This is a genomic window from Rhizobium vallis (assembly GCF_003985155.1).
GTDB classification, from domain to species: Bacteria; Pseudomonadota; Alphaproteobacteria; order Rhizobiales; family Rhizobiaceae; genus Rhizobium; species Rhizobium vallis.
Window position 1 is genome coordinate 32,187 of record NZ_ML133704.1, and the last position, 25,402, is coordinate 57,588.

The window sequence follows — 25,402 nt, forward strand, 5'->3', positions numbered from 1 at the left end:
GTCGCTATTCCTTCGTTGGGGGCCCCGCGATTTCAGCAGGGCCGCAAGCAGCGGCGTTGTCTAGACTCGTCAGTTCACGGGCACGCATGCCGACGATAGTGCCACGTTCGACCCATTCGACGGCATAGATGTAAAACTGCTGGAGAAAGGTGCCGATGTCGCGCACATAGCCTTCGTCGCCCTTCCGCACCAAATTTTCGCCAATTTTTTTGCCAGCATAGGTGCCGTCATTCTTTACGTGAAGTCTGGCCCGCACCCGCTCGCCGGGTGTAAATCGTGGAGGCCTGTGAATTTCGACCTCCTGTTCACGTCCAAGGCCCATGGGCATTCCTCCTTGCAGGATGTCATTGAAGGCTTCTCCGCAGGAGCCCCGACCATGCTGAAGGTCAAATCGCAGGTGCGGCGGGGACGCAGGTCTTCGGCACGGGGCAAACCTCCGCGCATTGCTGCGTTTCGAAGGTACCCTTGCATTCGGTGCATTTTTCCGGGTCGATAACGTAGATCTCACCTTTGAACCTGATCGCACCGGAGGGGCATTCGAACTCGCAGGCACCGCACTGGGTGCATTGGGACGCTATGATCCTGAAGGCCATTTTTAAACTCCTGAAGATGTCGGATTAAGAGCGCTCACGCCGTCGCCGCTTGTGGTTCGACGCCAAACTTGGCGGCGTAGAGGGTGCCGATGGCGGTCTCGATGTAGTCATAGCAATAAGCATCCGTTGCCCGAACCCCGGCCTCCATGAGCTTAGTCTTAGGGCACTCCCCGATCTTGGCGCATAGCACGACGTCAATACCGACCAGCGCAGTTATGATGCCGTCGAGGGTGGCTTCCTCGCCCCTGCCTCCGAGGCAATACTGTTCGATCTTGCGATGCCCGACGTAGGTGATGCCTCTCGACGAAGCTTCGTATACTTGGAACTCCTTCGCATGGCCGAAGTGCTCGTTGATGCGACCGCCACCCTTTGTCGCGACCGCGACGTGGAGGGACCCATCGCCGGCTGCTTTGACTGTCTCGATTGCCTCGCTCTTGGCGGTCGCGTGATCGCCGCGTTCGCGGGCGATCACTTCCCGATAGGCCTCGCGCTTACGGGCGTCATAGGTGATCTCTCCGGGAAGCTGGTCGAGTGCGAACTCCTGGCCCCGATCATCCCCAAGCAGGCCGACGGCATCGGCCCTACACTGCCGGCAATGGCGCATTAGCTTTGCGCCGCCTTCGAGACGATCCTGGAGCGCCTTCAATTCGAGCGCCCGCGGGCCGCGCTGTCCGGTCAAGCCGTAGTAGGTGCCATGGGCCGGATCGGAAATAAGCGGCATGACGTTGTGCAGGAACGCCCCCCGCTCCTTGACCCATTTATTTACCTCGACCAGGTGTTCGTCGTTGACACCAGGAATCATCACCGAATTGACTTTGGTGATGATGCCGCACGCGGTCAGCATCTCCAGGCCCACCATTTGCCGCTCGTGCAGAATTCTCGCAGCTTCGATGCCGGTGTAACGACGGTTGCGGTAAAAGATCCAGGGATAGATCTTTGCGCCGATTTCAGGGTCAACCATGTTGATCGTAATTGTCACGTGATCGACATTCATGTCGACAAGTTCGGCGACGTGATCCGGCAGCGCAAGCCCGTTGGTGGAGATGCACAGCTTGATGTCGTGGATCTCCCCCGCAACTCGTTCGAACGTTTCCTTTGTCTTCTTCCAGTCGTAACAGGCATCGCCCGGTCCGGCGACACCCAGCACGGAAAGTTGCGGCACTTCGTTGGCGACGGCAATGACCTTGCGCAGCGCCTGGTCTGGCGTCAACTTCTCCGAGACGACCCCAGGGCGGCTTTCGTTGGCGCAGTCATATTTACGATTGCAATAGTTGCACTGGATATTGCAGGCTGGTGCGACCGCGACATGCATGCGCGCGAAATAATGGTGAGCCTCTTCTGAATAGCAGGGGTGGTTTTTGATCTTCGCCCAGATAGCCTGGTCCACGTCGGCCGGTTTTGTGGACACGCCACATGACGAGGATGTGCAGCCACTCGGTTTCGCGGTCGCCAGCAATTGATCCAAGGATGTCGTGCTGGTCGCACTTTCAAGCGAAATCATCGGTGCGGACATTGAGTGCTCCGTTGCTAGTTGACGTCGCCTTTCAAACGCAAAAGCCATGCCATCCCAAGGACGGGATTTGCTTTAAGAATTTGCATTTATTGCCCGTTTCCGACCGTGTTCGGACACAGACTTGTCAAGCTTCCGACAGTCGACAAAAGAGTTGTCCGTAAGCCACCAAACCAGGCATTGGAGATCGAGAAGGTCCAACATCACCCAGGCGCTTAAAGCTTTTTCACCTCGATGCGATGCTGGCGTAGAGCATAGCCGACCTGACGAGGCGTAAGGCCGAGAATACGAGCCGCTTTGGCCTGAACCCATCCGGCCTTTTCCATCGCCTCGATCAACCGGTCCCGTTGCGTGAGGCGCGACTCCATTGCGGGACAACCGGAACCGTGCGGATCACAAGCCTTGACGGAAGATACCTCGTCCGACGCACCGATGCTCCCGCCCGAGCGCGGCGATGAAGTCGGCATCACATTGCTCCGGGCATGCCCATCGACGGTGATGCCGCCGGGCGACCCGTCGGTTTTCCAGAGGAGCGACGAAAGGCACTGGCTGTTCTTGCAGGCAAAATCAGACGAAACGATCGAGCTTGAACGCGCAAGGGTGGCAGTCCTTCGCACGCAGTTTTCGAGTTCCCGGACGTTACCTGGGAAATAGCATTGCGACATCACCTCGATCGCCGACGACGAAAACGTCAGCTCGCGTTGGTTCTCCTTGTTGAATCGGTCAAGAAGAGCGTTCGCAAGGCGTGGAATATCGCCGGGTCGCTCTCGAAGCGGCGGCAGGACAATTGGAACTACGCTGATGCGGTAATACAGGTCGGCCCTGAATTCGGCGTTTGCAACAGCCATCTCGAGGTTCTTATTCGTGGCGCATATGAGCCGGACGTCGACCGCAAGCGTCTTGGTTCCGCCCACCCTCTCCAGTTCGCCTTCCTGCAGGACGCGCAGCAGTTTGGCTTGAAAGGCGGGCGAAATCTCGCCAATCTCGTCAAGCAGAAGCGTTCCGCCATTTGCCAGTTCGAAGCGTCCGGCGCGCTGCGCGATGGCCCCGGTGAAAGCCCCTTTTTCATGCCCAAACAGCTCCGATTCCAGGACGCCTTCGGGCAGCGCGGCGCAGTTCAATTTGACGAACGGCTTGTTTTTACGAGGGGAAAGTTCATGGATCGCCTGTGCAAAAAATTCCTTGCCGGTGCCGCTTTCGCCCCGCAGAAGCACGGTGGAATTCGTCCTCGCCACCACCGAGACGGTTTCAACCACCTGCTGGAGAGCCGGGCTATCCCCGATAATCCCGTCGATTTTGACGGGTGGATGTCGGCCCGGCGCGCCCCTTTGCGCGATGATCGGCTTCTCCGGTCTCTCTTGTTCGTCGATAGGTCGCCGACCCTCCAGGTTCAGGAAACGATGAAGCCTGATCGTCCGACTGACCAGATTGGCGACCATGGTCAGAAAGCGAACGTCCTCGTCGGCGGGGAAGGGGGCGGCGTCGTTCCTGACGCGATCGATCGATATTGTGCCAAGTATTTTATTATCGGCTTTTACCGGAACGCCAATAAAAGAAATTGGGACGGTGCCGCTGCTCCAAGGCGGTTGCGGCTCAGCCTGAAATAATTCGGACTTGCTGACATCCTTTACGATTAAGGGCATACCGGTCGTCGCGATATGGTCGATTACGGCCTTAGGTATAACGCCTCGAGCGGCTGATTGAGAGGATGGGGGGATGTCGCCAGTTGCGGCAATCTCGGGCTGACCTTCAGCGTCTAGAACAACGATTGCTCCGCATCGAATCTGCAGAAAGGAAGAGAGGACGTTCACGACGTTGGCAAGCGTAATCTCTAGCCGGGCGGGGGCAGTCAGTACCTTTGATATCTCGTAGATTCCGCTGCGCTGCGTGCCCGCTTGGCGCATAGGTCCAGCAGGTAGCGCAGATAGGGGTTCCGCTCCATCGACCGGTCGGGCGGGCATGTGGGTCATTATATGGCCTTGGGTTGTCTAACGTTTCTTATCACCCTTGCTTGCATGTATATATAGTAATTTCTAATACCAATCTGCAACGCGCACCTCTGCAAGTTTCCGATGCGCCCGTCTGCAAACCCAAGTTGGTTCTGAATCGTGGAGTTGCAAACCTTTATCCGAACTTGAAGAGAACGCCGAAACCGCCTCTCGGATAGTTCCACTCGATATCTCCACTTGCCTCGCAGAGTACGCGGCACGTGCCGCACTCCATGCACCCGTCGGCGATAACCTCCACTTGGCCCTGGTCATTCAATTCGTAGCACTTGGCCGGACAGACACTTGTGAGGGCATACAGATTTACGCTTGGCCAATCGTGTGGACGCACCCTAATATGCGGGCGTCCGGCATCGACCACGTATCGATTTTGGTAAAGCTTGTCCTCTACGCGTATGTTCGTCACTGCAACCGTCATCTCATCTCTCCTTTATCGCCACGCGCGCGCCAAGCGAACCGCGTCACCAAACAGCCCCCAGCGGGAGCGTGCCTTGATGAAGGTGCCCGTGGTCGCCCGTTCCTTGTCGATCTTCGGGGTGCCATCGACTCGCACAAAGTTCTGTGCGGCCTGCGACAGCAACCTTGGATAAGTCGTGAAGAAATTGCGGGAATTGGTGTGCAGCAGGGCAGGCATGTCCTTGTATTTCCGCAAGTCTTTGATAACGAACGACTTTTCAAGCATCGACTTGTAAAGGGAGAGGTTCTCCTTGACCATCGGCTTTTTGCGATTCTTGATCTGGACGATTGCTTCGCCGGCGATGCGCCCCGACGTCATGGCGAGGTTGGACCCCTCGCGGTGCACCGCATTATTAAGTTGTGCCGCGTCGCCGACGACGACCCAGCCGTCACCAAAAAGCTGCGGAATTGCCTTGTAACCACCTTCTGGAATGAGATGCGCCGCATATTCCTTGACTTCCGCTCCTGCGATCAGCGGCTTTACCGACGGATGGCTTTTGAATTTTTCGAGCAGATCATAAGGACTTTCCATTGTTGCCGCGAATTCGGAGACAAGGCAGCCAATGCCGATCGAGATCGATTCTTTGTTGGTGTAGAGGAAGGCAAGCCCGGCCATGTTGCGAGAGATCGTGCCAACTGCCTCGATGACGCAGCCTTCATTGGCCTGGAGGCCGAACCGCTGGTCAATTACCTCTTCGGCCAGGAAATGCATTTCCTTGACGGCGAGCGCGACAGTTTCCGGTTTTGGCGTGTCACGCAATCCAGCACGCGTGCCGAGCAGCCCATTGACGCCCTCTGCGAGAACGACCACGTCAGCAAGAATCACGTCGCCGGCGCGGTCGGTGCGAACGCCAATCACCTTGCCCTTTGGATCACGAACGAGTTCCGTCACGGTCGTCTCGCATAGAAGCGTCGCTCCGGCCTCGCGCACCTTGCGTGAAAACCATTTGTCGAATTGGGCGCGAATGACCGTGTAGCGATTGTGTCTCGACTCGTTGAAGTCGTCCGACCGGTATTGCATACCGATGTGGGACGAGTCGTCCATCATCCAGAAGCGCTGCTCGACTAAGTGCCGCTCCAGAGGCGCATCATCCCGGAAATCCGGCAGGATTTTCTCCAGCATGTCCGCGTACATGATGGCGCCCTGCACATTCTTGGAGCCCGGATACTCGCCACGCTCCAACTGCAGCACCTTCATGCCGCGGTTCGACATCGTGTAAGCAGCTGCGTTTCCGGCCATGCCGGCCCCGATAACTATGGCGTCGAAGTTTTCCTCAGTCATGGGGCGCCCTCAGTTTGCAAGCTTATCGCGACTGTGCGGCGACAGTCGATGGGTGAAGAGTTCCGTTAATGACGGCAGTAAACGGATCGCATCGGTGACGACGCCGAGGTGGGCGAAATCAAAAATCGGCGCGTTAGGATCGGTGTTAATGGCTAAAATAAGATCAGCTCCCTCGACGCCAACGCGATGCTGGATGGCGCCGGAAATGCCGGCTGCTATGTAAAGCTTCGGCCGGATAGTTTTGCCAGTTTGGCCGATCTGCCGATCAGCAGGCATCCAGCCCTTTTGGACGAGGGGGCGCGAACAGCCATAATCGGCCCCGATCGTCCGCGCGAGTTTCTTCATAAGCTTCACGTTCTCCACCGCGCCGAGACCGAGGCCTCCAGCAACCACGACGTCCGCATAGGCGAGATTCGCCGTCGCCGACTGGCCATCGGACAAGAAACCGAGGACCTTAGTGACGATCTCTTCCTCGATCATCGACACTTTGTGTTGAATGACGCGTCCGATCTTATTATTCCCGCGCGGAGGCATGGCCATGACCCTCGGCCGGACCGTTGCCATCTGCGGCCGGCAGTTGAGCGTGTAGATCGTGCAAAGCAAGGAGCCGCCGAAAGTCGGCCGGGTCGCCGCAAGCGAGCCGTCCGCATCCACATCAAGTTCGGTGCAATCCGCCGTGAGCCCTGTCAACAAGGTCGTCGCCACGGAACCGGCAAGGTCGCGCCCGAGCGTCGTTGCCCCTAAAAGAAGGATTTCCGGTTTGTAGTTAGTAACCAGATCCGTCAATGCTTTGGTGAAAGGCTCATTTCGGTAGTCGGCGAGCAGTGGGGCCTCGACGAGGTAGGCCAGGTCGGCGCCATAAGCAAAAGCCTCGGCGATGGCAAACCACGTGGCCTCTCCCGGTGGTCCGAGAACGACGCCGGCAAGCTGGACGCCCAGCTTGTCGGCGAGCTTGCGGCCTTCGCCGAGCAGCTCGAAGGAGACGGGATGCACCTGATCGCGCTCCAGCTCGATGAAGACCCAAACGTGCCGATGGTCCTTAAACTGATCGGGCAGCTCTTTCTTCATGGCGGCACGGCCAGCGGCTGGAGGAGGGCTCTCTCGATTCGTGCTCAACATCGTCGCTCCTTGCCTTCATTCGCCGTCAAAGGCGAGTTCGCTTTCGAGCGCCGGCTGGCGCAAAAAGATCCCAGCGATCAACTCCTCCGCGAGATCGCGCGGTGTTTTTTCCGCGGTGTCGATCTGCTCCGCCTTTTCCGCCCGCTCAGGAGGGGCAAAGACCCTCTTAACGACGGTTGGCGAGCCACGCAGGCCGCACTTGGTGAGGTCCTCTATGCCAGCGTCGGCCGCATTCCACTTCACGATCTGGCTGCGCGCGGCCCGTAGCGCGTCATCGAGCGAGCCGCGGCGGATTTCGTTTGTGCCTTCGAGCATTGTAATTAGGCAAGGGAGCTTGCTCATCAGCGTCTGCGTGCCCCCTTCCGAGCGGCGCTCCACCGTAATCTCGCGCCCATTGATGTCGACAGAGACGATTTTGGCAACGTAGGTGAGCTGCAGGAGGTCGAGGCGCTTGGCGATGCCAGGCCCAACCTGGGCGGTATCGCCGTCGATGGTCTGTTTGCCCGTAAAGACGATATCGGGCGTACCGAAGGCCTCTCCGATCTTCGCGATGGCTCGCGAAAGAGCAAACGAGGTCGCCAGAGTGTCGGAGCCGGCAAAATGACGGTCGGTCAAGAGTACGGCGCGGTCGGCGCCGTAGGTGAGCGCCTTGCGCAACGCGTCCTCTGCCATGGGCGGCCCCATGGTGAGCACGGTCACCTCGCCGCCATGGCGGTCGCGCAACTGGAGCGCCTCTTCAAGGGCGAACAGATCATAGGGGTTGATGATGGTTGGCACCCCCTGACGCATGATTGTGTTCGTCACCGGATGCACTCGTATTTGTGCGGAGTCCGGTACCTGTTTGATACAGATAACTATGTGCATGGCGGTTTCTTACTCCCTCCCTCTATGGGTGGCGGGCTTGTCAGTACACATGCTTGCGTGCATCATTCGTGCCAACCGTTTGGCGTTCTCTATCACATTGAAATGGCTTCGATTCCGACGTTGCTAGCATATGACTGAATTGTAAGCTTCCCGACATTGTCGTGTCGCAACCGTGCTCACTTCTTTTCGAACGGCTTCAGGAAAGAGTCTAACGGGACAACGGTGCGGCCGGGTGTGACAGGTCTGTTCGGATTGTGGTCCTTGAGCACCTTGAAGACCCGGTGCGAGAGCGGCGCGGAGGTCGCGAAATCACAGTAGGCCCTTTCCAGTATGGCACGGGCACGAGCAGCGATTACCCGGTCTGGGAGATGGGAGAAGTCCTCTGCCGCGAGGTATTGGCCCATACGCTTCATGATATGGAGTCGTGAGACATCGAGAACCTTCGGGTCATAGGGGACCCCTAGGGCTTTGAAGAACTCCTCCGCAGCCGAGAGAGATTTCAGCCGATTGAGGATGTCTTTGACATCGACGGGACTGCTGTCAGCGGAGCAACGGCACATAAGATTCCCCCTGGTCGTGAGCGGTGATCGCGAGATCGTTCTCCCGTAGCTTAAGCTGCAACGTACGGAATGCGTGGTTCGACGCGGCTAGGCGCAAGGCAGTCGCGTTGCAACTGGAGTCGGCATAGGCTGATGGTCGGATGCGATCCACCGATGGTGTCGAGAGATTGATTAAGATGATATGGCGCTGGGCCCCCTCCATGAACACGCATGGGCGGTGAACCGGCGATCTATGTGACTGAGAGCCCCGGCTTTTACCTGATCGTTCATACGATGCCGGTGCCGTCATGCAGGTCGTATCGGTGAAAAGGAATTGCCGTTTCATGAGCGTGCCTGCTCCTACTCCCCTGAACGAACCCGGCTGCTCGTGTCGGCCACGTGGCCGGAACGGGATTGGCTCCGGAGCCTTTCAACGATGCCCGGTAAAACTTCGAGCACCCGGTCGACATCCTCGTCACAGTTATCGCGCGAGAACGAGAAGCGGATTGTTCCGTGCGCCATAGCATGAGGGATATCCATTGCCCTCAAGACATGGCTCGGCTCCAGCGAACCGGAGGAGCAAGCAGAGCCGGAAGAGCAGGCGATGCCATAGCGGTTGAGAAGAAGGAGCATACTGTCTCCTTCGACACGTTGAAAGGCGATGTTCGCCGTGTTCGGCAACCTCTTAAGCCTATCGCCGGTTATGAAGGCGCCTGGAACACGCTGGACAATGCCGTTCTCCAATCGATCTCGGAGCGACTTTAATCGGGTGCTCTCGTCGTCTATTGATTTCAGGGCGAGTTCGGCAGCCTTGCCTAAACCGACAATCCCGGCCGTATTTTCTGTCCCTGCGCGTCGGTCGCGCTCCTGATGACCTCCCTTGATCAGTGAGGAGAAAGATAAGCCCCGCCTGAGATAGAGTGCACCAATGCCTTTTGGTCCATGGAATTTGTGTCCGGACAACGAAAGCATGTCGATTGCAGTAGGTTGGAGGTCCATTGGAACCTTGCCGACCGCCTGGACCGCGTCGGTGTGGAAAAGTGCACCGATTCTCTTGGCCATCTCGGCAAGCTTAGCGACCGGGAAAATGGTTCCCGTCTCGTTGTTCGCCCACATGATCGAAGCAATCGCTACACGATGAGTGAGGGCGGTCTCATAGGCGTCAAGATCGAGACGTCCATGTCGATCCACTGGGATCCTGTGTACCTTAATGCCGCGCGTCTTCTCCAGATGGCCGCAGAGTGTCAGCACCGCTGAATGCTCGACTGCGGAAGTCACGATCTCTGTGCGCTCAGGCATCACCTCCAGCGCCGAAAGGATCGCCGCATTGTCGCTTTCCGTCCCCCCCGAGGTGAACACGATCTCATGATCGAACTCGGCGCCGATCAGCGCTTGCAATTGCCGGCGCGCCTTCCTCACCGCCTCGCGGATGGAGGAGCCAAAAGCGTGCGTCGACGAAGGGTTTCCAAACTGATCCGCAAAGAACGGCAGCATGGCTTCAACCACTTCAGGATCGACTCTGGTCGTTGCATTATTGTCGAGATAGATCGCTCTCATGGGTGGATCTCGACTGAGGGGAAGCGGTGACAATGCTGCGGCGTCTTGCACATGCTGTTGTTTGCTAACCTCGGGCAAGCAGCGCGGGGTGGAGTCGTGCGATGGCGCGTCATGCGATCTTGTTGGCATCGATAACGTCGCATCGCCGCCATCAGTAGGAAGGGAAGAACGTTGTGCGCTCGCGCCCTTTCCAACGGTTGGATTCGCCGCGGCTGCTTAACTAGATGGGTCGCCAGCTTAGCTTGTCGCTGAGAACTGAACTGTTGCAGGCTGCGGCGATTTTTAGACCCTGTCCTACGCGATTGCCGGCTACAACATCGATTTCGACCCTGCCAATTTCTCCAGGCCTCAGATTTCTGTTGTGACGGTCTGATCGTCCTCCTCTGCCGGAGCGAGGCTTTCGACGACCAGTACTGTATAAACCGCTGACACGTCTTCGACGGCTTGAACGAGTGTCGTCCGTCTACTGCCAGATCTAGCGAAGTGAGCGACTTGGTCATGAAATCAAGCCTGTTGACACGCACGCGTCTTCGCTCACCTTTCCTCGGCGCGGAACTGCTTGCAGAGGGAGCGTCTCCTTTGGAATCCTGGCCCGGATGCCCGCCAAAAAATTTTGCTGCCTCAGGATAATCCGTTGATGAGCAGACCTTTTTCTCCGGCAGCAAACCGCTTAAAAAGCCTGCTGTCTCCTGACGGACGGTTTGAGGCGCTTCGGCGGGCTTTAGGGTTATGAGTTCGGCCAGCGCTGGCGAGAAGGCGGTCGCTGGGTTGGAACGCAAGGACGACGGCGTCACCAGAAACGCTCCCACCGTTGGATCGACTCCAATTATCAATTCAGGCCCTCTACCGTAGGAAACTGCCGCGGTCTCGCTGAGGGGATTTTCCTGCACGCCGTCGTTCTTCGGATTGAAAAAGGAAACCATGACCTTTTCGCAATAATTCCGCATGGCTCTCTCGCTTTCTCGGTGATCAGCCGAAGGATTTGCCGCAAGTGCAGTTCTGGTGCGCATTGGGATTGTCGAAGACAAAACCGGAGGTTTCTGGTCCCGTCACGAAGTCGATCGTCATGCCGTTGATGTGTGCTTGGGAGTCTGCGTCAACGAACACCTTGACCCCATTTGTTTCGATCACCGCGTCGCCCTCGCCCTGGACGCTTTCTAGCCCCACCAGGTATTTGTAGCCGGCGCATCCACCTGCCTCGACCGCGATGCGAAAGCCTTCCGCCTGCTCGGCTCGGGAAAGCGTTACGTTCATGATGGCGGCGGCATTCTCTGTGAGCTTGATCATGGGATGATTCCTTTTTGTTCGATGGCGCATTTTCGGATTACCGTGCATGCGTCGTGCCAAGCGGTAAGGAAGGCCAAGAGTTCGATCAGCCCGCGTGTTGTATTCCTGCGTCGTCGAACATCGGAGATCTCGAAAGCGCGCCAACTCCAGAACGTCTGCCCGCGTATCTCCGTCTATCATTTTCGGTTGAGGCTCTCGTTGCCGCCGCACCGAAATCCCAGCGGTTCGGCGAAAATGAATGGGAGGCGACAACTGCTTCTAGATTTGTCGCTTGCGCGACATAAAAATTCTGCACGAGTTTCGTGATTAACCGCTTAGCCCCTAAGCGCTTGGGCTATGGAACAGACATCTAATCTTTTCTAGAACGTTAGCTTAAGCGGCCGGAACAACTTTTGAAGCTCCCGTGACGAGGCTGCGGTCGCCAGCCCATATGAAGTCGATCCTCCATGGAGAGGACTAGGCACAATGTCACATGTGCCTCAGTTCCGCGGTTTTTGGGAAAAGGGCATCACCTACGGTACAAAGGACTTATCCCTCCGCGGCCGCCAGTACAAACCGTTTCTCCCGCCGGCGTTGCGCGGACGAGGGGATGTTCATCGCCTCGCGATATTTGGCGACTGTGCGGCGAGCAATGTCGACGCCTGTTTCCTTGAGCTTGGCAACGATGCCATCGTCGGACAGCACATCATGGAGCGTCTCTGCGGCAATAAGTGCCCTTATCTGATGGCGCACAGCTTCGGCCGAGTGCGCGTCACCGCCTTGTGAGGACGGGATCGCGACGGTGAAAAAATACTTGAGCTCGAACACGCCGCGGGGCGTGAGAATGTATTTGTTCGACGTTACCCGACTTACAGTGGACTCGTGCATGTCGATCGCGTCAGCGATGGTCTTAAGATTGAGAGGGCGAAGATGAGCAATGCCATCTTCCAAAAAGACATCCTGGTGGCGCACGATTTCGGTCGCCACCTTAAGGATCGTCGTGGCGCGCTGATCGAGACTCCGAACCAACCAGCTCGCGCTCTGGAAGCATTCGTTGAGGAATGACTGATCTTTCGAGCTTTGGGCGGTTAGGCGAGTAACTTGCGCAAAATAGGTTTGGTTGATCAGTACCTTGGGCAAAATCTCCCGATTAAGCTCGACGTGCCATCCGCCTCCCGGCGAGGGTAGGACGAAGACGTCGGGTATGATGGATTCCGACCTTGCGGACTGGAACTGGTTTCCAGGCTTTGGGTCAAGTGCACGAATTTCGTTCAACATATCGAGAAGGTCGTCTTCATCGACCCGGCAACGTCGCTTCAGTGCTCGAAAATCGCGTCGCGCAAGCAACTCGAGATTTGCGACCAGAGCTGCCATGGCCGGGTCGAACCGGTCTCGTTGGCGCAACTGAATCTCGAGGCATTCGCCCAGACTTCGCGCAAATATGCCCGGCGGGTCAAATAGCTGCAAAGCCTCAAGAACCCGCTTCACTCCAGCCTCAGGGCTATTTAGCCTCTCTGCTAGCTCCAGAAGGTTCACTTGCAGATACCCAGTGTCATCCAGATGGTCGGCAAGCGCGCCAGCAATCAGCCGCTCCTGGGGTGTGAAGGCAGTGAGGGCGATCTGATGGGCGACATGTTCGTGCAATGTCTCAGTTGAGGCGGCGAACTCATCCAGGGAAGGCCTTTCCCCCGGCGAAAGGTTGCCTGTGTCACGGATTGATTTCCAGGGACTAGACAGCTCAGGCATGTCCGTCCTGGCCGGTCCATCAACGTGGTCTTCGCGTGCGCTGATATTTGGATCATCCGCCGCAGTTGGCGATACGCCAGAAGCCCCGCCGTCATTCGACGCCAGGTCGAGAAATGGGTTCTTCTCGATTTCCTGTTCCACGAACTGATTCAGTTCGGTGTGCGCCAGCTGCAGCAAGCGAATAGACGCGATGAGCTGGGGCGTAATAACCAGCGATTGCTGCTGACGCTGATGAAGGCTTGTAAAGGACTTCATGGTTCGAGCAAAACTCCTATCGTTCGGCGCAGGTGTGCACGACAAGTCGTAGCTGCTGGTCGTTGGCTTCAATGCTCATACGAAGGCTGGGGCCTTAAGGCATTTCAAAATGTTTTGCGGCGAAGAAACGCCATACGGATCGGTTGCGCAGTTGTCGCCAAAGCCTTCTTCCTCGAACCACCCCTCCACGACGCCATTATTGATCACGGCAGCGTAGCGCCAGGAGCGCAGACCGAAACCGAGATTGTCCTTGGCGACGAGCATACCCATTTTCCGAGTGAATTCTCCCGAACCGTCCGGGATAAGCTTGACATTTTTCAACCCCTGAGACTTGCCCCAAGCATTCATGACGAAGGCATCGTTGACGGAGAGACAGTAGATGTCGTCAATGCCATTCTTCTTAAACTCGACATAAAGACTTTCGAAATCAGGCAGTTGGAAGGTGGAGCAGATTGGCGTGAAGGCGCCCGGCAGCGAAAAAAGGATTACCCGCTTACCGCTGAAATAGTCGTCGGTCGTCTTGTCTTCCCAGCGGTAGGGGTTGGGACCGGATATAGACTCGTCGCGAACCCGCGTGCGAAAGGTGACAATAGGGACCTGCTTTTCCATGGTCATCAATGAAGCTCCTCTAGGAAAATTTATTTGCGGCCTCTCAGTCACGGCTAACACGAATCCGACCTCGGCCCACACGCCAGGGCAAGCAAGCGTCATGCCATTTGGCCTGAAGGAGATGGACTTGCGGTCAGCACAGGGCCTTCGTCGCCGCACTCGTGCGCTGCTCGTGCGGGCGAGCGAATTGTGAAGCCGTTGTGCCGCGCTGACGGCCGGGCGCTGTTTCGGCTACTTCCGACCGCATCTCGATCAAGGTTTCTCTGCCGCCTTTTAGAACCTTAGCATACTGCCCGCCAGTCCGGTCGCGGCGGGAAGGCGCGGGTCACGGGGTTTGAGGTTCTGCTCGTGCGTATGTCTACCCGCGCACGTTTTCTTGTTTGAAACTGCACAAGAAAGTTTGAGGTCCGACAAAAAGGGGGCGCCAGGCTCGGACCGCGCATCGAAAAATGGTGAAACGCAAACGGCTCCGATAATTTCGTCACAGAAGACGACGATGGCGGATATCCGCAGGTTGGGGGCGTGAAGAGCTCGCAGCCGCCAATATCGATCGGCTGATGCCGACCGGCACCCGGGTCGCGCTATGTAGCCTTTGGCCTACGAGCATTTGTTGCTCGGCTGACGTCGCCGCGGAGCTGATATTTTGTTCCTCTCACCGCTCACCGCTCAGCTCGCTGGCGACCTGCTGGGCGCCCGGCGCCGATGGCGACGCCACCCACCTGCCCGGCGGCTATCCCGAGCTGCAAGCCGGCGGCTCCGGGACTAGAAGTTTTCTCGCCCGGAATGCTCGATGTGGTAGCGCCCGGCACGTCCGTCTGCATCCCGACAATGCCGCCTAGTTCTTTACGCTGGCGCGCCAGGCTGGCCTTTCCAATACGCGGGTGGTAATTACCCGCTGATTTTCTTTGCGAGCGCATCCATGTCGGGCACGGTGATATGCCGGATGTTCTCGATGCGGATGACGCCCTCTTTGCGAAGCCGGGTCAACTGGCGGCTGACGGTTTCGATCGTCAGCCCGAGAAAGTCGGCAATCTCGGCACGCGATAGCGGCAGATCGAAGGCAGTGCTCGTCGCCGTCTCGGCGTGGGCGGCAATGAGGTGGAGCAGGCTTGCGACCTTCTCCTCGGCGGTCCGCCGGCCGAGCGTCAGCATCCATTCGCGCGCGGCATCCAGCTCGTTCAGCGCCTGAGCGTGCAGGCTACGCTGCAATTCCCTAGTCTCCAATATCATGCGTTCGAGCAAATTGCGGGGGAACACGCAGATCTCCGCATCGGTCGCGGCCTCGGCCGACAGCGTGCTTTCGCGCACGAAGGGGCGGCCGACGAAATCGGGGGCGAATTGCAGGCCAACGATCTGCTGGCGCCCGTCCGACATCACCTTGCAGAGCTTCACCACGCCGCGCGTGATGTTCGAATAGAAAGAGTTTTCCGATCCTTGTGCAATGATCTCGCAGCCTGCGTCGACCTTGCGGCGCAGCGAGTGGCGGCCAAGTTCGCTAAGCTGGCCAGCCGACAAGGCGCCGCAAACGACGCCGTGCCGCGCCTGGCAGGAACGGCAAGCGACGGAAGTGCCAATCACGAGAACCTCACTGCGTGCGACGTCCATGTCCTGATCCCTTCGAAAACCGCCTATGCCGGACATGCCCGAGACGACCACGCGGCCGTTGCGACTTCGGCTATCCCTATTTCTTCCAGCGCGTCTTTGATGGCTATCAATTTCATCGGGATTGCGATTTGATCCAGATCAAATCTCCGTACCCACGCTCTTGCCGTGCCAGGCAGGGCAGTTTGTGGATTTGTTTCGGACGGCATTTTCGGCCCGCCGCTTGAGCGGGCTTTCTGCGGCCATCGCCTTCCGTCTCGGCGGACGGTAGGCCACCATACCCATTGCTGTCAGGCAACACCCAATCGGCAGATTGCCGCCGACTCTTAGGGTGGTGTCGTCGGGCTGGTAGAACTGACATTCAGGACAAAGGAGTAGCACGCTTCGAGCTGTTCCCGGAATTCCGCCGCTAGCTCGATGCCACAATTCAAAGCTACCCACCCTCAAGCTATCCCACTGCATCGCAGTACATCAGGACATTCGTTACTCGTCGCGCTGTCTCTGGCCCCCGGCTGTGGTGGCTGGAAAAAAGTCGCACCTGAATAGATGGCATCCGGCACCTGATGTCGGGTTTTGTTAGATACGCGACACGGCCTTGATCAGCCAATCTTTAGTTCTGCCTTGAGCCAAAGCGCTGAAAGGCAATTGAAAAATTTCTTTCCGGCCAAATCAATCAAATTGGCATGAACTTTGAAGTTCTTCTTGCGGGGCGGCAAGGACTGTCGGCCGGTTTCTTTGGTGACCGCCATGGAGCGGAGGAAATCAAAATGCATCTGTGCTCAGAACGCATTTACCGGAAGAGAGGTACCCGTGAAAATCCGATGTCGACCGGAAGGGCGGGCGAGGCATCCAAGAAATTTCGACTTCGGCCAACAAAGCAGCGTGGATTTCGAGCCGCACGGCGATCTGATCGCTGCATCGCATGTCATTGGCGCCTCGCGCTGCTGAGATTGGAAATCTGGCGCTCAACGATTTTGCTCGCTCCCTCTCCGAGGAGAATTCGTTCTCGGCGAAGGGGCTTTGATGACAGGAGAAAAGCAGTGGCTACCATTAGGGTTCCAGAACATGTCCCTCCCGAAATGGTGAAGGACTTCAGCCTGTTCACGTCGCCCGGCATGGAGCGCATGCCAAATGGGGATCCGCACGCAGCTGTCGCTTGCCTCCATAATGGACCGAGAATCTTTTATTCTCCCTGCAATACGCGCGATGGCCGAGGTACCTGGGTCATCGTTCGCGCTCAGGACCAACGCAAATTGCTGCAGGACACCGGAACCTTTTCCAGCCATCGGAGCCTTTTCGCCTCGGCGCTTGGCGAAAACTGGCCGCTGATCCCGCTTGAACTCGACCCCCCGGCTCACAGCGTGTTTCGCTCACTTCTCAATCCGCTGCTTTCGCCCAGGCGGATAATGGAGCTTGAACCGGCGGTCCGTGATCGGGCGATTGCGTTGATTTCCAAGATTTCCGCGTCGAGCACAAGCTGCGACATCTTGACGGACTTCGCCTTTCCTTTTGCGGTTAGTATCTTCCTCCGTTTGCTCGGCTTATCCGATGAGCGCCTCAATACATTCGTGGGCTGGGGGAAGGACCTGCTCCACGGCGACGGCATCAGACGAACCGCAGCCGCCCGAACAATTTTGGCGTTCATCGATGAACTTGCAGCGATGCGCCGCAAAGAACCGGCCGACGATTTCATGACCTTCGTCGTGCAGGCAAAGGTCGACGGCCGCCTGTTGAGAGACCAGGAAATCCATGGAATAGGCGTGCTTCTATTCGTCGCGGGACTGGACACCGTGGCAACGGCGATCGGCTTTGACCTGGCCTATCTCGCGCGCAATCCGACAGAACAGGAATTGCTGCGGAGCAAACCGGATCGAATTGTGCTCGCAGCCGAAGAACTGCTTCGCGCCTATTCGACCGTGCAGATGATCCGTGTGGCGACGAAAGATATCAATTTCGAAGGCGCGCCGATCCGTAAGGGTGACTACATTTCCTGCGCCACGATGATTGCCAATCGTGATCCGGTGGAATTCGAAAATCCGAACACGATCGATTTGGCACGAGAAGACAATCGCCACACCGCTTTTGCGTACGGTCCCCATCGCTGTCTTGGATCACACCTTGCCCGGCGAGAGATCATCATCGGCCTGGAGGAGTGGCTGTCGCGCATCCCTGACTTCCGTATCAAGGATGGTACGGCGCCCATCACCTATGGGGGCCACGTGTTTGGAATGGAGAATCTGATCCTGGACTGGTCCTGATAATTGAGAGGAGGAAAGACATGGAGTACCGTATGCGCGTCATAGTGCACACTTCCAAATGCCAAGGTCATGCAAGATGCTGGGCCCAAGCGCCCGAAATATTCAATCTTGACGACGAGGGATACATACTGCCCGGTGCAATCGATGTCGAGGAGAGGGACGAACTGTTCGCGTCGCGAGGCGCTCGATCCTGCCCTGAACGTGCGCTGGAGATAGATTGCGTTTCGGATGCGTTGCTCGATCGCCTTTTGTTCAACCAACATTGTGGGGGTTGAAACGCAACGCAACTGGTGCATGACGGCGCCGTCGCTGTCCAAACACCTTACCCGCAGCTCTCCCATTGGTGTCTACTTCTAAGGGCAGTTGTTTACATGCATGCCTAAGCAGAGGGAGGGTTTTTCCTTACGTCAGCCGAGCAGTTGAAAGCTGGCTGCGTCACTGGATGGGTAAGCGCCCCGATATCAGATGTGCGACAAGCGATGAAACACAAAAAAAAATTACCGAATTGCTCGACCGCGAGGCGCTCCGCGACTGCCTCTATCGGTATTGCCGCGGGATAGACCGCGCCGATGAAAGGGCGCTGCGCAGTTCCTACTGGCCCGATGCACGTGACAATCACGGGACCTATCCCGGTTCGGCCGAGGGCTTCATCGAGTTCGCCCTTGGTGTCTTCAAGACGGGACCGCGCAACATCCATCAAATCACGAACATTCTGATTGAGTTCAGCAGCCCGGAAAAAGCCGCCGTCGAAAGTTACTTCGCCGCACTGCAACGCGCACCGGACAAGGCCGGAACGCTAAGTCAGGCCCTGATCTGCGGCCGCTATTGCGATCTGTTCCTGAAAAAGGGAGGGGATTGGAGAATTGCCGAACGGACGGTGGTCTATGATCTAGTCGAGGAGCAGATCTTGGCCGCGGCATCCGAGACTGAGCAGTTCGGCCACCGGCAGCCGATCGGAGCATCATGTCCCGATGACCCCGTCTACGCATTTAGGAAGACTGCATTCCTTCAAGAGGATGAAAGTGAGACTTGATCGATCAGGATTCAGCCTCGAGATCGTCAACGTTGGTCAGGGAACTTTTACGTGCGCATGCCGATGGTTTCGGAACTTGAACGCGCGGGCAAGATAGACCTCACCGCGGTGCGCAGCCGGGTGCCAATGGGTCGCGTGGCGCGTCCAGACGAAATTGCCCGAGCGGTGCGCTTTCTCGCCAGCGCGCAAGCGTCACCGGGTCTGTGGTGACCGTCGACGGTGGCTGGAGATCGTTTAATAACCGGGGTAGGCGCACCCGCCATGCCCGGGACGCCACGAGCCGAACTCTTCCCTCCTGCCGAGCACTCCACCGCGCGAATTGCGCTTGTCATGGCGGGGCGGACTGCATAGGCGCTGCCGTTGTGCGCCGCTTTGCGGAAAACGGCGACGCGCTTACCAGAACACTGCCGGAGCTGCTCGGAGTTTTCTCCCTCGTCTGCGGTTGATTGGCGCGCATGCGGCGCTGCCGATTTGTTGAAACGCGACGCGATATTGTTCGGGCGCTGTTGATGCAGTTGCATTTAGGCTCCGAGCAAATAGGAAAACTTTTCCTAGGCTCTTTTTGCAGCTGGCACGATTTTTGGATCTACCACATGCCGAGAGATTGGAGTTTTGTTTATCAGCAATGGGCGCCGAGTCGACCGTAATGGTGAAGTGGGGCTTCATACGACCGTATGGGCCTCCCGAAGCCGCCTTATACTTCTTGACAAGCTGGAAAATCGCCAGCGATGGGTTGGGCCAAATGAAAGGCTCGAAGAGGAGGAAAAGAGCATGAACGGCGTTATGTTTCGGACCGTCCACCGCGGTTCTGCCATTGGCGAAGAAGACGTCAAACTGCAACAAGGGCGACGTGTGTCTGTCCCGGCTGCAAATTCAGGTGCGATGTCGCCCCTCGTACCGAGTGAGGTCGCTCGTGCACTACTTTAAGCCGTTATTAAAGCGTTCTCATCAGGTGTTTGTAGCCGACGACGGGAGTATCTGGATCGGGAAGGAATCCCAGAAATCAAGAAAGATCATCCAATCTCCTCCGCCTTGGGTCGCCGGTTTGGTTTCGAAACTGGACGGCGAGTATACACTACCAAGGATACTGAGCGAGCTTAAATCAGAACGGTATGACGTCACCAAATGCGACGTTCACGATTTCGTCTCTGCCCTTGCTAGCTGTGGCCTCATTGAAGAGAGCTGAGCCACTTAAGTTGGAGACTGGGGTCAATCGGGCAATGGTTGCCCCATGTCCGGCCGCGGCGTTGGAACTGGCTAAAAGGGTTTCTCATCAAGGGCGATCACGCAACGAGCGTTCGACGACAAAATGGGGTTTCGATGAAAGAGATCATGCGGAAGATTGTCGAACAGCCCTTTGATGTCGAATTCCAGAACCCAATCGTACTTCCAGCACCGCTGACGCGTTACCCCAACGGCATCCAAAGCCGACTTCATCGGCCTGTAGCCATAGGAGTCTCGCAAGAAGAGCGGCCCTAAATCCGGCTCAATCATCTGCTTGACCACCATCTGCGCGATCCGATCACTGACCGTCGGCACACCCAAAACCCTTTCGCCTCCGGTCTTCTTTGGAATGGAGACGACGCGCACCGGCGGCGGAAAGTAAGCCCCAGCCACCACGGCTCTTTATCGCAGCAGTTCGGACTGGTTTGAGACCCGCTCCTGAAAGCCGATCCCGGAGGGCCATCCTCCATCATTCACGCAGCTTCACGTTACGGGGTTAGCTCATACTGAACTCCTTCCGTGCCTCTGCAGCACACTTTCGTCGATGAAGATCAGCTGTTCTGGATCGAGATCAGTTGGCCGTCGAACCAGACACGCCGGCGCTTTAGGACATCCGGCTGGTTCCGCAAAGCCAATTTTTTCGCCGATACCAAGCTCGACGAATACCTCAAAGCCCTTTTCTGTGTAGTACGGCACTTCATTCGGCACGATCATAGTGCGGAATTCAGAAGGGTATTTTTCGCGCACGAAAACGATTTGTCTAGACATGTTCCGCCTCGATTTCGGAGAATACTTTCGGTTAAAGCGCTTCCACAATATTTGGATGCGTTATTCTTGTTCCAAGAAGACGCTTGTGCTCGCTAATATGGATCCGGGATGGACGAAATACGTCGCGCAACGCGGTGATACTCGCGTACGGGTCTAGCGAACCACAAAAAAATACGTCTATCGCGACCATGCGTTCTTCGTGCCAGGTATTTACGCAAATGTGCGATTCAGCGAGAATTGCGAAGCCCGTGACGCCCCCATCTTCGCTATATTTTCTATAACTCGATTCCAACATCGTTGCGCGGCAGTCATGAACGGCTTGCGCTACCGCCGCCTCAATCGCTTCAGCATTTCCCGTATTTTCTGCATCCCACATATCGATAAAGAGATGGGTTCCGGCGCATACTCGGTCTGAGCTAGGGTAATTTATTCCGCCTTTAGGCGCTCCGTTCAGCATATATATGCTCCGCTTCTTGATCGTGTCCAATGGAGTGGTGTAGCTGGATTTCCTAGCCATCGGTGATTTCCGGTAGGGTCGGGTTGCTTAGAGCCAACCTGAGGGACACCACCGATGACCGACGACATGATGAACCTGCGCTCACTCGTTGAGAAGAGCGCCGATGCCGATTTGCTGCGCGAGATGATCGGCTTTACTGCCGAGAAGCTGATGGCGCTGGAGGTCGGCACGAAGACCGGCGCGGGCTATGGCGAGAAGAATGGCTTCCGACTGGCCCAGCGTAACGGCTATCGCGACCGGGATTGGGAGACACGGGCGGGCACCGTCGAGCTGCGCATTCCCAAGCTTCGCACAGGCAGCTATTTCCCGAGCTTTCTCGAACCACGCCGGATGGCCGAGAAGGCCCTGACGGCGGTCATCGAAGAAGCCTATATCCATGGCGTTTCGACCCGATCCGTCGATGACCTCGTCAAGGCCATGGGCATGAGCGGCATCTCCAAAAGCCAGGTATCCCGGCTGTGCGAAGAAATCGATGAGAAGGTGAAGGTCTTCCTCGACAGGCCCATCGAAGGAGAATGGCCCTACCTGTGGATCGATGCGACCTCCCTCAAGGTTCGGCGCGGTGGTCGTATTGTCTCCGTCGCCGTAATCATCGCCGTCGGCGTCAACACCGACGGTCGACGCGAGGTGCTCGGCACGTCCGAGGCCGAGGCGACCTGGACGGAGTTTCTTCGAAAGCTGACCATGCGGGGTCTGCGTGGCGTGAAGCTCGTTGTCTCCGATGCGCATGAGGGCATCAAGGCCGCAGTATCGAAGGTGCTCTCCGCCACCTGGCAGCGCTGCAGGGTCCACTTCATGCGCAATGCCTTGGCCCATGCTGGAAAGAGCGGACGCCGAGTTTTCTCCGCCTTCATTGCCACGGCCTTCGCTCAGGACACGCCGGAGGCGGCAAGCACTCAGTGGCGCAACGTCGCCGACCAGATCAGGCCAAAGGTACCGAAGCTCACCAGTCTTATGGACAGCGCCGAGCAAGACGTGCTCGCCTACATGTCCCAAGCAGCATTGGGCCAAACTTCACTCGACCAACCCGATTGAGCGATTGAACGGCGAGATCAAGCGGCGGACAGAGGTCGTCGGCATCTTCCCCAACGACGACGCCATCGTGCGCCTGGTCGGTGCGCTGCTGCTCGAACAGAACGATGAATGGGCCGTCCAGCGATCCCGCTACATGACACTTGAGACAATCGCCACAATGAGCGATGATCCCCTCATCAGCCTGCCAGCAGCAAGCTGACACTCATCCGGCTGGGATGAGCCGTGGTCGTCTAAGCTACACCACGTCCTGGGACATGATCCGCTTCTTGCTTTTGCATTGGGTGTGCAGGCGGCATAGCCATGATCTCCTTGGTGGCTTGGAGAATATCCTTTACGGAGGCTTCGTCTGGGCTTGTACCGCCGGCAATTGGATAGATCTCAGAGGATTCGCCAAAATTCCTTAACAACGACAGCATGGGACCGGGCGACACCGCCCAATCCAAATAGGTATATTCATTCCCCTGAACCGTGTTTCTCAAAGGGTGTTGGACGGCCCAGTTCATGCTGATTGTGATCAGAGAGCCCGTTTTCCGCCAGCATTCTAAGGCCGAAAACAATTGCTGCCTTTCAGCAGCTCCCTCGCCCATACCAAATAGGAGGGATACCCCAACCTTGATTCCGGCTTCGGACAAGATCTCAACTGCTTTGTCCGCGCGTTCCATCCACGAACCCTTCTTGGTGGCGATGTTCTTGTGAAGACCTCCAACAAGTTCTGGGCGCGGTGTCTCGACCCCGATGAAAAGATATCCAGGCCCATGCGGCCTAGTCTTCGTGCAAGGGCTGGGTTATTGACAATTTGGTCAATGGTCGCTTGTCCGCCAAGCCGCACAGGATTTTCGAGTGGGTCGAATACCTTTTCAAACTGGGCTACGAGGGCCGAATTCCATCCAAGAAGAGTTGAGTCTTCAATGAACGCCGAGACAGGAAAGTTTTCGCCGTAATCTGCCTTGACTACGCGGCGGGCTGCTGCGAGTTGGCCGCATAACCGGTGGGGGCTTATCTTGAACTGTCGAGGAGGCCCGCCAACGCTGATCCTCTCACTGCAGAAGATACAATCATAGATACATCCACGCCCGATGTCGCTGAAGACGTGCGCGGTAGGCGCGCCACCAAACACGTCAAAGCTAGTTGTAACTCCGAACATTTCGGCTGGGGATGGCATCCCATTATAATCGAGCGGCATGCCCGAAGAGCACACAGTGTGGACCTGATCGTCCATGATTGTGCCGGCGATCCAGTGCCCCGGGGTGGTCGTCAGGTGGCCCAATGAGAATTTCGCCTCCCTTGGCGAAAAACCTCTTGCTTCCAAGGAAGCTACGACGCACCCAATTTCCGCGATAAAGTGTTCACCATCTCCGGAGAGCGCGATGTCGAAACAGCTGGAAACTTTTCCGTCAGCAATTAGCCGCAGAGGGGACGCTAGATGATGTCTTACACGATTTTCGTCATCCCGATATATTGTTTCGGTGGCGTGGCGACCGCCAAGAACGATACAAACGTCATCGCCTAGAAACTCTCTGATGTATTTCGCTGTCTCAATCGCACCACGGAAGCATATCGACATCGCTCCTATGAGAACTAAATTGGGCCGGACCCGGACTAATAGCGGCGTTAGCCTTCGCTGCACATCGTCCCTGTCAGATAGCAGAAGCGTTGATTGTCGCCTGTCACTCCTGGTGCCGCGCCAATTGCTTTCGCCCCATGCACCTTCCGCCTTGGATGCCAGTGACGCAGCATATCTGCAGGCATTGTAGAGGCTTGCCGGATCGGCGCTTGATAATGCCATTTCGCCCGCCTCGCCGTGAGAAAACTGGGGAGCAGAACACGCGATTACACGTAAGCCCACGGGCTTCCTCCACTATCTGTAATATTTTTTGAAATGATTCGGGCGGTTAAGCGATCTTTTCTCCGGTATTAGACTCGGTCGTATCCGATGGCATAAGTATTGATACAACAAATAGGGCTCGTATAACCGCGAAGCACGCAGAATACACCAAGTGGTAATGCCCGGTATATTTGATAATCCGTCCTCCGCCGAAATTGCCTAAGAGCCCGATTTAAAAGAAGTTGAGCGATAACAGTCAGTTGTGATTCCCTATTGGTGCTAAATCAAATGGGGTTTCGATGAGCTGGACTGCTATCGCTCGCCGTGAGCATAACCGAGACGTGCTTCGTTTTCCAAGTGATTTGAAGGACCGGGAATGGGCGTTGATCAAACCGCTGATCCCGCCAGCGCGTCGTGGCGGGCGGCGTCGGACGACGAATATGCGCTCGGTCGTGGAGGCGATCCTCTATATCGCCTCGAGCGGCTGCCAATGGCGCATGCTGCCGGGCGATTTTCCGCCGGTTTCGACAGTGCGCGGTTATTTTTATGCTTGGCGCGCGATCGGACTGTGGCAGAGCATCAACCAGCTTCTGGTGATGGCGGCGCGGGAAATCGAGGGACGGGAGGCGCAACCGACGGCAGGGATTATCGACAGCCAAAGCGTAGCGACGGCGCACCCCATGTCCTCAAGGCGATCCGCCGCCGTTTTCCGTGGCTGCGCCACATCTTCGCCGATGGTGGCTACGCCGGAGCCAAGTTGAGGCGAGCAATGTGCGGCCATGGTGACTGGACGATCGAAATGGTCAAGCGTTCGGATCACGCCAAGGGCTTCGTCGTCCTGCCCAAGATATGGGTGGTGGAAAGAACTTTCGCCTGGCTTGGACGCTGCCGCCGTCTCGCCAAGGATTGGGAGAAATCGATCGAAAGCGCAACCGCATGGGCGCAAATCGCTTCAATCAGAATGCTCACAAGGCGCATCGCAAGATAGGATATACGAATGAACTTTTGAATCGGGCTCTGAGACGCGGGTGCGCTACGGCTATCGCCGCGTGCATGTGCTGTTGGAACGCGAGGGTTGGGGCACCAACATCAAGCGAACCTACCGCATTTACAGGGACTTGGGGCTACAGTTGCGGAACAAGACACCGAAGCGGGGGGTAAAAGCCAAGCTTCGCGAGGATCGGCACATGGCCGTCGGACCCAACGACGTCTGGGCGATGGACTTCGTTCACGACCAACTCGCAACGGGTAAGAAACTGCGCGTGCTGACGGTGGTCGACACCTTCTCGCGCTACGTGCCGGTGCTTGATCCACGTCATAGCTATAGAGGCGAAGACG

Annotated in this window: 21 protein-coding genes and 7 pseudogenes; 9 read left to right on the forward strand and 19 right to left on the reverse strand. The window is 57.0% G+C overall.

Annotated elements, in window-relative coordinates; all coding sequences use genetic code 11:
* Window positions 1-4 precede the first annotated feature (4 nt).
* The 13 genes from EFQ99_RS31825 to EFQ99_RS31890 all read right to left on the reverse strand — a co-directional run bounded on the left by EFQ99_RS31825 (window position 5) and on the right by EFQ99_RS31890 (window position 13,808).
* Entirely contained in the window at window positions 5-322 is a 318-nt protein-coding gene (locus EFQ99_RS31825) for a nitrogen fixation protein NifZ (RefSeq protein ID WP_008536544.1), read from the reverse strand.
* 64 nt (window positions 323-386) lie between these two features.
* Window positions 387-593, reverse strand: a complete 207-nt coding sequence (locus EFQ99_RS31830) for a 4Fe-4S binding protein (protein ID WP_008536545.1) — start codon at window positions 591-593, stop codon at window positions 387-389.
* A gap of 34 nt (window positions 594-627) precedes the next feature.
* Entirely contained in the window at window positions 628-2,106 is a 1,479-nt protein-coding gene (nifB, locus tag EFQ99_RS31835; protein ID WP_011053432.1) for a nitrogenase cofactor biosynthesis protein NifB, read from the reverse strand.
* Window positions 2,107-2,318: 212 nt separating this feature from the next.
* Window positions 2,319-4,007 (reverse strand): nif-specific transcriptional activator NifA, encoded by a 1,689-nt coding sequence (gene nifA / locus EFQ99_RS31840; protein WP_097603407.1) that lies wholly within the window; start codon window positions 4,005-4,007, stop codon window positions 2,319-2,321.
* A 220-nt stretch (window positions 4,008-4,227) separates the two neighbouring features.
* Window positions 4,228-4,527 (reverse strand): ferredoxin family protein, encoded by a 300-nt coding sequence (locus EFQ99_RS31845; RefSeq protein WP_004678523.1) that lies wholly within the window; start codon window positions 4,525-4,527, stop codon window positions 4,228-4,230.
* Between the two features lie 12 nt (window positions 4,528-4,539).
* Window positions 4,540-5,847 carry an FAD-binding protein gene (locus EFQ99_RS31850; RefSeq protein ID WP_008536548.1) on the reverse strand — a complete coding sequence of 436 codons (1,308 nt, stop codon included), beginning with the start codon at window positions 5,845-5,847 and terminating at the stop codon, window positions 4,540-4,542.
* Window positions 5,848-5,856: 9 nt separating this feature from the next.
* Entirely contained in the window at window positions 5,857-6,966 is a 1,110-nt protein-coding gene (locus tag EFQ99_RS31855) for an electron transfer flavoprotein subunit alpha/FixB family protein (RefSeq protein WP_004678527.1), read from the reverse strand.
* A gap of 15 nt (window positions 6,967-6,981) precedes the next feature.
* Complete coding sequence (locus EFQ99_RS31860; protein ID WP_004678528.1) at window positions 6,982-7,830, reverse strand: electron transfer flavoprotein subunit beta/FixA family protein; 849 nt, start codon at window positions 7,828-7,830, stop codon at window positions 6,982-6,984.
* Between the two features lie 176 nt (window positions 7,831-8,006).
* Window positions 8,007-8,390, reverse strand: a complete 384-nt coding sequence (gene nifW / locus EFQ99_RS31865) for a nitrogenase stabilizing/protective protein NifW (protein ID WP_097603406.1) — start codon at window positions 8,388-8,390, stop codon at window positions 8,007-8,009.
* Between the two features lie 339 nt (window positions 8,391-8,729).
* Window positions 8,730-9,926, reverse strand: a complete 1,197-nt coding sequence (gene nifS / locus EFQ99_RS31870; RefSeq protein ID WP_097603405.1) for a cysteine desulfurase NifS — start codon at window positions 9,924-9,926, stop codon at window positions 8,730-8,732.
* A gap of 969 nt (window positions 9,927-10,895) precedes the next feature.
* Window positions 10,896-11,213 (reverse strand): HesB/IscA family protein, encoded by a 318-nt coding sequence (locus tag EFQ99_RS31880; RefSeq protein WP_004678546.1) that lies wholly within the window; start codon window positions 11,211-11,213, stop codon window positions 10,896-10,898.
* A gap of 528 nt (window positions 11,214-11,741) precedes the next feature.
* Window positions 11,742-13,193 carry an RNA polymerase factor sigma-54 gene (gene rpoN / locus EFQ99_RS31885; protein ID WP_011053429.1) on the reverse strand — a complete coding sequence of 484 codons (1,452 nt, stop codon included), beginning with the start codon at window positions 13,191-13,193 and terminating at the stop codon, window positions 11,742-11,744.
* Between the two features lie 75 nt (window positions 13,194-13,268).
* Window positions 13,269-13,808, reverse strand: a complete 540-nt coding sequence (locus tag EFQ99_RS31890) for a peroxiredoxin (protein WP_004678566.1) — start codon at window positions 13,806-13,808, stop codon at window positions 13,269-13,271.
* An 803-nt stretch (window positions 13,809-14,611) separates the two neighbouring features.
* Between EFQ99_RS31890 and EFQ99_RS31895 the strand changes: the two are divergent.
* A pseudogene (locus tag EFQ99_RS31895) lies at window positions 14,612-14,701 on the forward strand (L,D-transpeptidase); the annotation flags it as partial.
* On the opposite strand, the gene EFQ99_RS31900 reads toward EFQ99_RS31895, so the two are convergent.
* A complete protein-coding gene (locus EFQ99_RS31900; protein ID WP_010009905.1) occupies window positions 14,691-15,407 on the reverse strand; it encodes a Crp/Fnr family transcriptional regulator in 717 nt (238 codons plus the stop codon). The pseudogene EFQ99_RS31895 and the gene EFQ99_RS31900 sit on opposite strands and share 11 nt — an antisense overlap.
* 596 nt (window positions 15,408-16,003) lie before the next feature.
* A complete protein-coding gene (locus EFQ99_RS35245; protein WP_010009909.1) occupies window positions 16,004-16,177 on the reverse strand; it encodes a hypothetical protein in 174 nt (57 codons plus the stop codon).
* Window positions 16,178-16,483: 306 nt separating this feature from the next.
* Between EFQ99_RS35245 and EFQ99_RS31905 the strand changes: the two genes are divergently transcribed.
* The 5 genes and pseudogenes from EFQ99_RS31905 to EFQ99_RS36200 all read left to right on the forward strand — a co-directional run bounded on the left by EFQ99_RS31905 (window position 16,484) and on the right by EFQ99_RS36200 (window position 19,881).
* Window positions 16,484-17,662, forward strand: a complete 1,179-nt coding sequence (locus EFQ99_RS31905) for a cytochrome P450 (protein WP_042120111.1) — start codon at window positions 16,484-16,486, stop codon at window positions 17,660-17,662.
* 20 nt (window positions 17,663-17,682) lie between these two features.
* The gene (locus EFQ99_RS31910) at window positions 17,683-17,937 is read left to right on the forward strand and encodes a ferredoxin (RefSeq protein WP_004678571.1); all 255 of its coding nucleotides are present in this window, start codon (window positions 17,683-17,685) and stop codon (window positions 17,935-17,937) included.
* Window positions 17,938-18,104: 167 nt separating this feature from the next.
* Window positions 18,105-18,695, forward strand: coding sequence for a nuclear transport factor 2 family protein (locus EFQ99_RS31915; protein WP_011053426.1), 591 nt, complete (start codon window positions 18,105-18,107; stop codon window positions 18,693-18,695).
* Between the two features lie 48 nt (window positions 18,696-18,743).
* Window positions 18,744-19,090 (forward strand): annotated as a pseudogene (locus tag EFQ99_RS35830) (SDR family oxidoreductase); the annotation flags it as partial.
* Window positions 19,091-19,647: 557 nt separating this feature from the next.
* Window positions 19,648-19,881, forward strand: coding sequence for an RNA-binding protein (locus tag EFQ99_RS36200; protein WP_334546204.1), 234 nt, complete (start codon window positions 19,648-19,650; stop codon window positions 19,879-19,881).
* A gap of 140 nt (window positions 19,882-20,021) precedes the next feature.
* Here the strand turns inward: EFQ99_RS36200 and EFQ99_RS31930 are convergent.
* From EFQ99_RS31930 to speD, 3 genes and pseudogenes are all read right to left on the reverse strand, one after another.
* Window positions 20,022-20,309: pseudogene (locus EFQ99_RS31930) on the reverse strand (reverse transcriptase domain-containing protein); the annotation flags it as partial.
* Between the two features lie 138 nt (window positions 20,310-20,447).
* Window positions 20,448-20,545, reverse strand: a pseudogene (locus tag EFQ99_RS36375) (IS630 family transposase); the annotation flags it as partial.
* 173 nt (window positions 20,546-20,718) lie between these two features.
* Window positions 20,719-21,144, reverse strand: a complete 426-nt coding sequence (gene speD / locus EFQ99_RS31935; RefSeq protein WP_097603409.1) for an adenosylmethionine decarboxylase — start codon at window positions 21,142-21,144, stop codon at window positions 20,719-20,721.
* 114 nt (window positions 21,145-21,258) lie between these two features.
* Between speD and EFQ99_RS31940 the strand changes: the two are divergent.
* A pseudogene (locus EFQ99_RS31940) lies at window positions 21,259-22,438 on the forward strand (IS256 family transposase).
* Between the two features lie 31 nt (window positions 22,439-22,469).
* On the opposite strand, the gene EFQ99_RS35835 reads toward EFQ99_RS31940, so the two are convergent.
* Entirely contained in the window at window positions 22,470-22,901 is a 432-nt protein-coding gene (locus EFQ99_RS35835) for a hypothetical protein (RefSeq protein ID WP_239789226.1), read from the reverse strand.
* A 1,462-nt stretch (window positions 22,902-24,363) separates the two neighbouring features.
* Here EFQ99_RS35835 and EFQ99_RS31950 point away from each other — a divergent pair.
* Both EFQ99_RS31950 and EFQ99_RS31955 read left to right on the forward strand, forming a co-directional pair.
* Window positions 24,364-25,052, forward strand: a pseudogene (locus tag EFQ99_RS31950) (transposase).
* A gap of 31 nt (window positions 25,053-25,083) precedes the next feature.
* Window positions 25,084-25,402, forward strand: a pseudogene (locus EFQ99_RS31955) (IS3 family transposase); the annotation flags it as partial.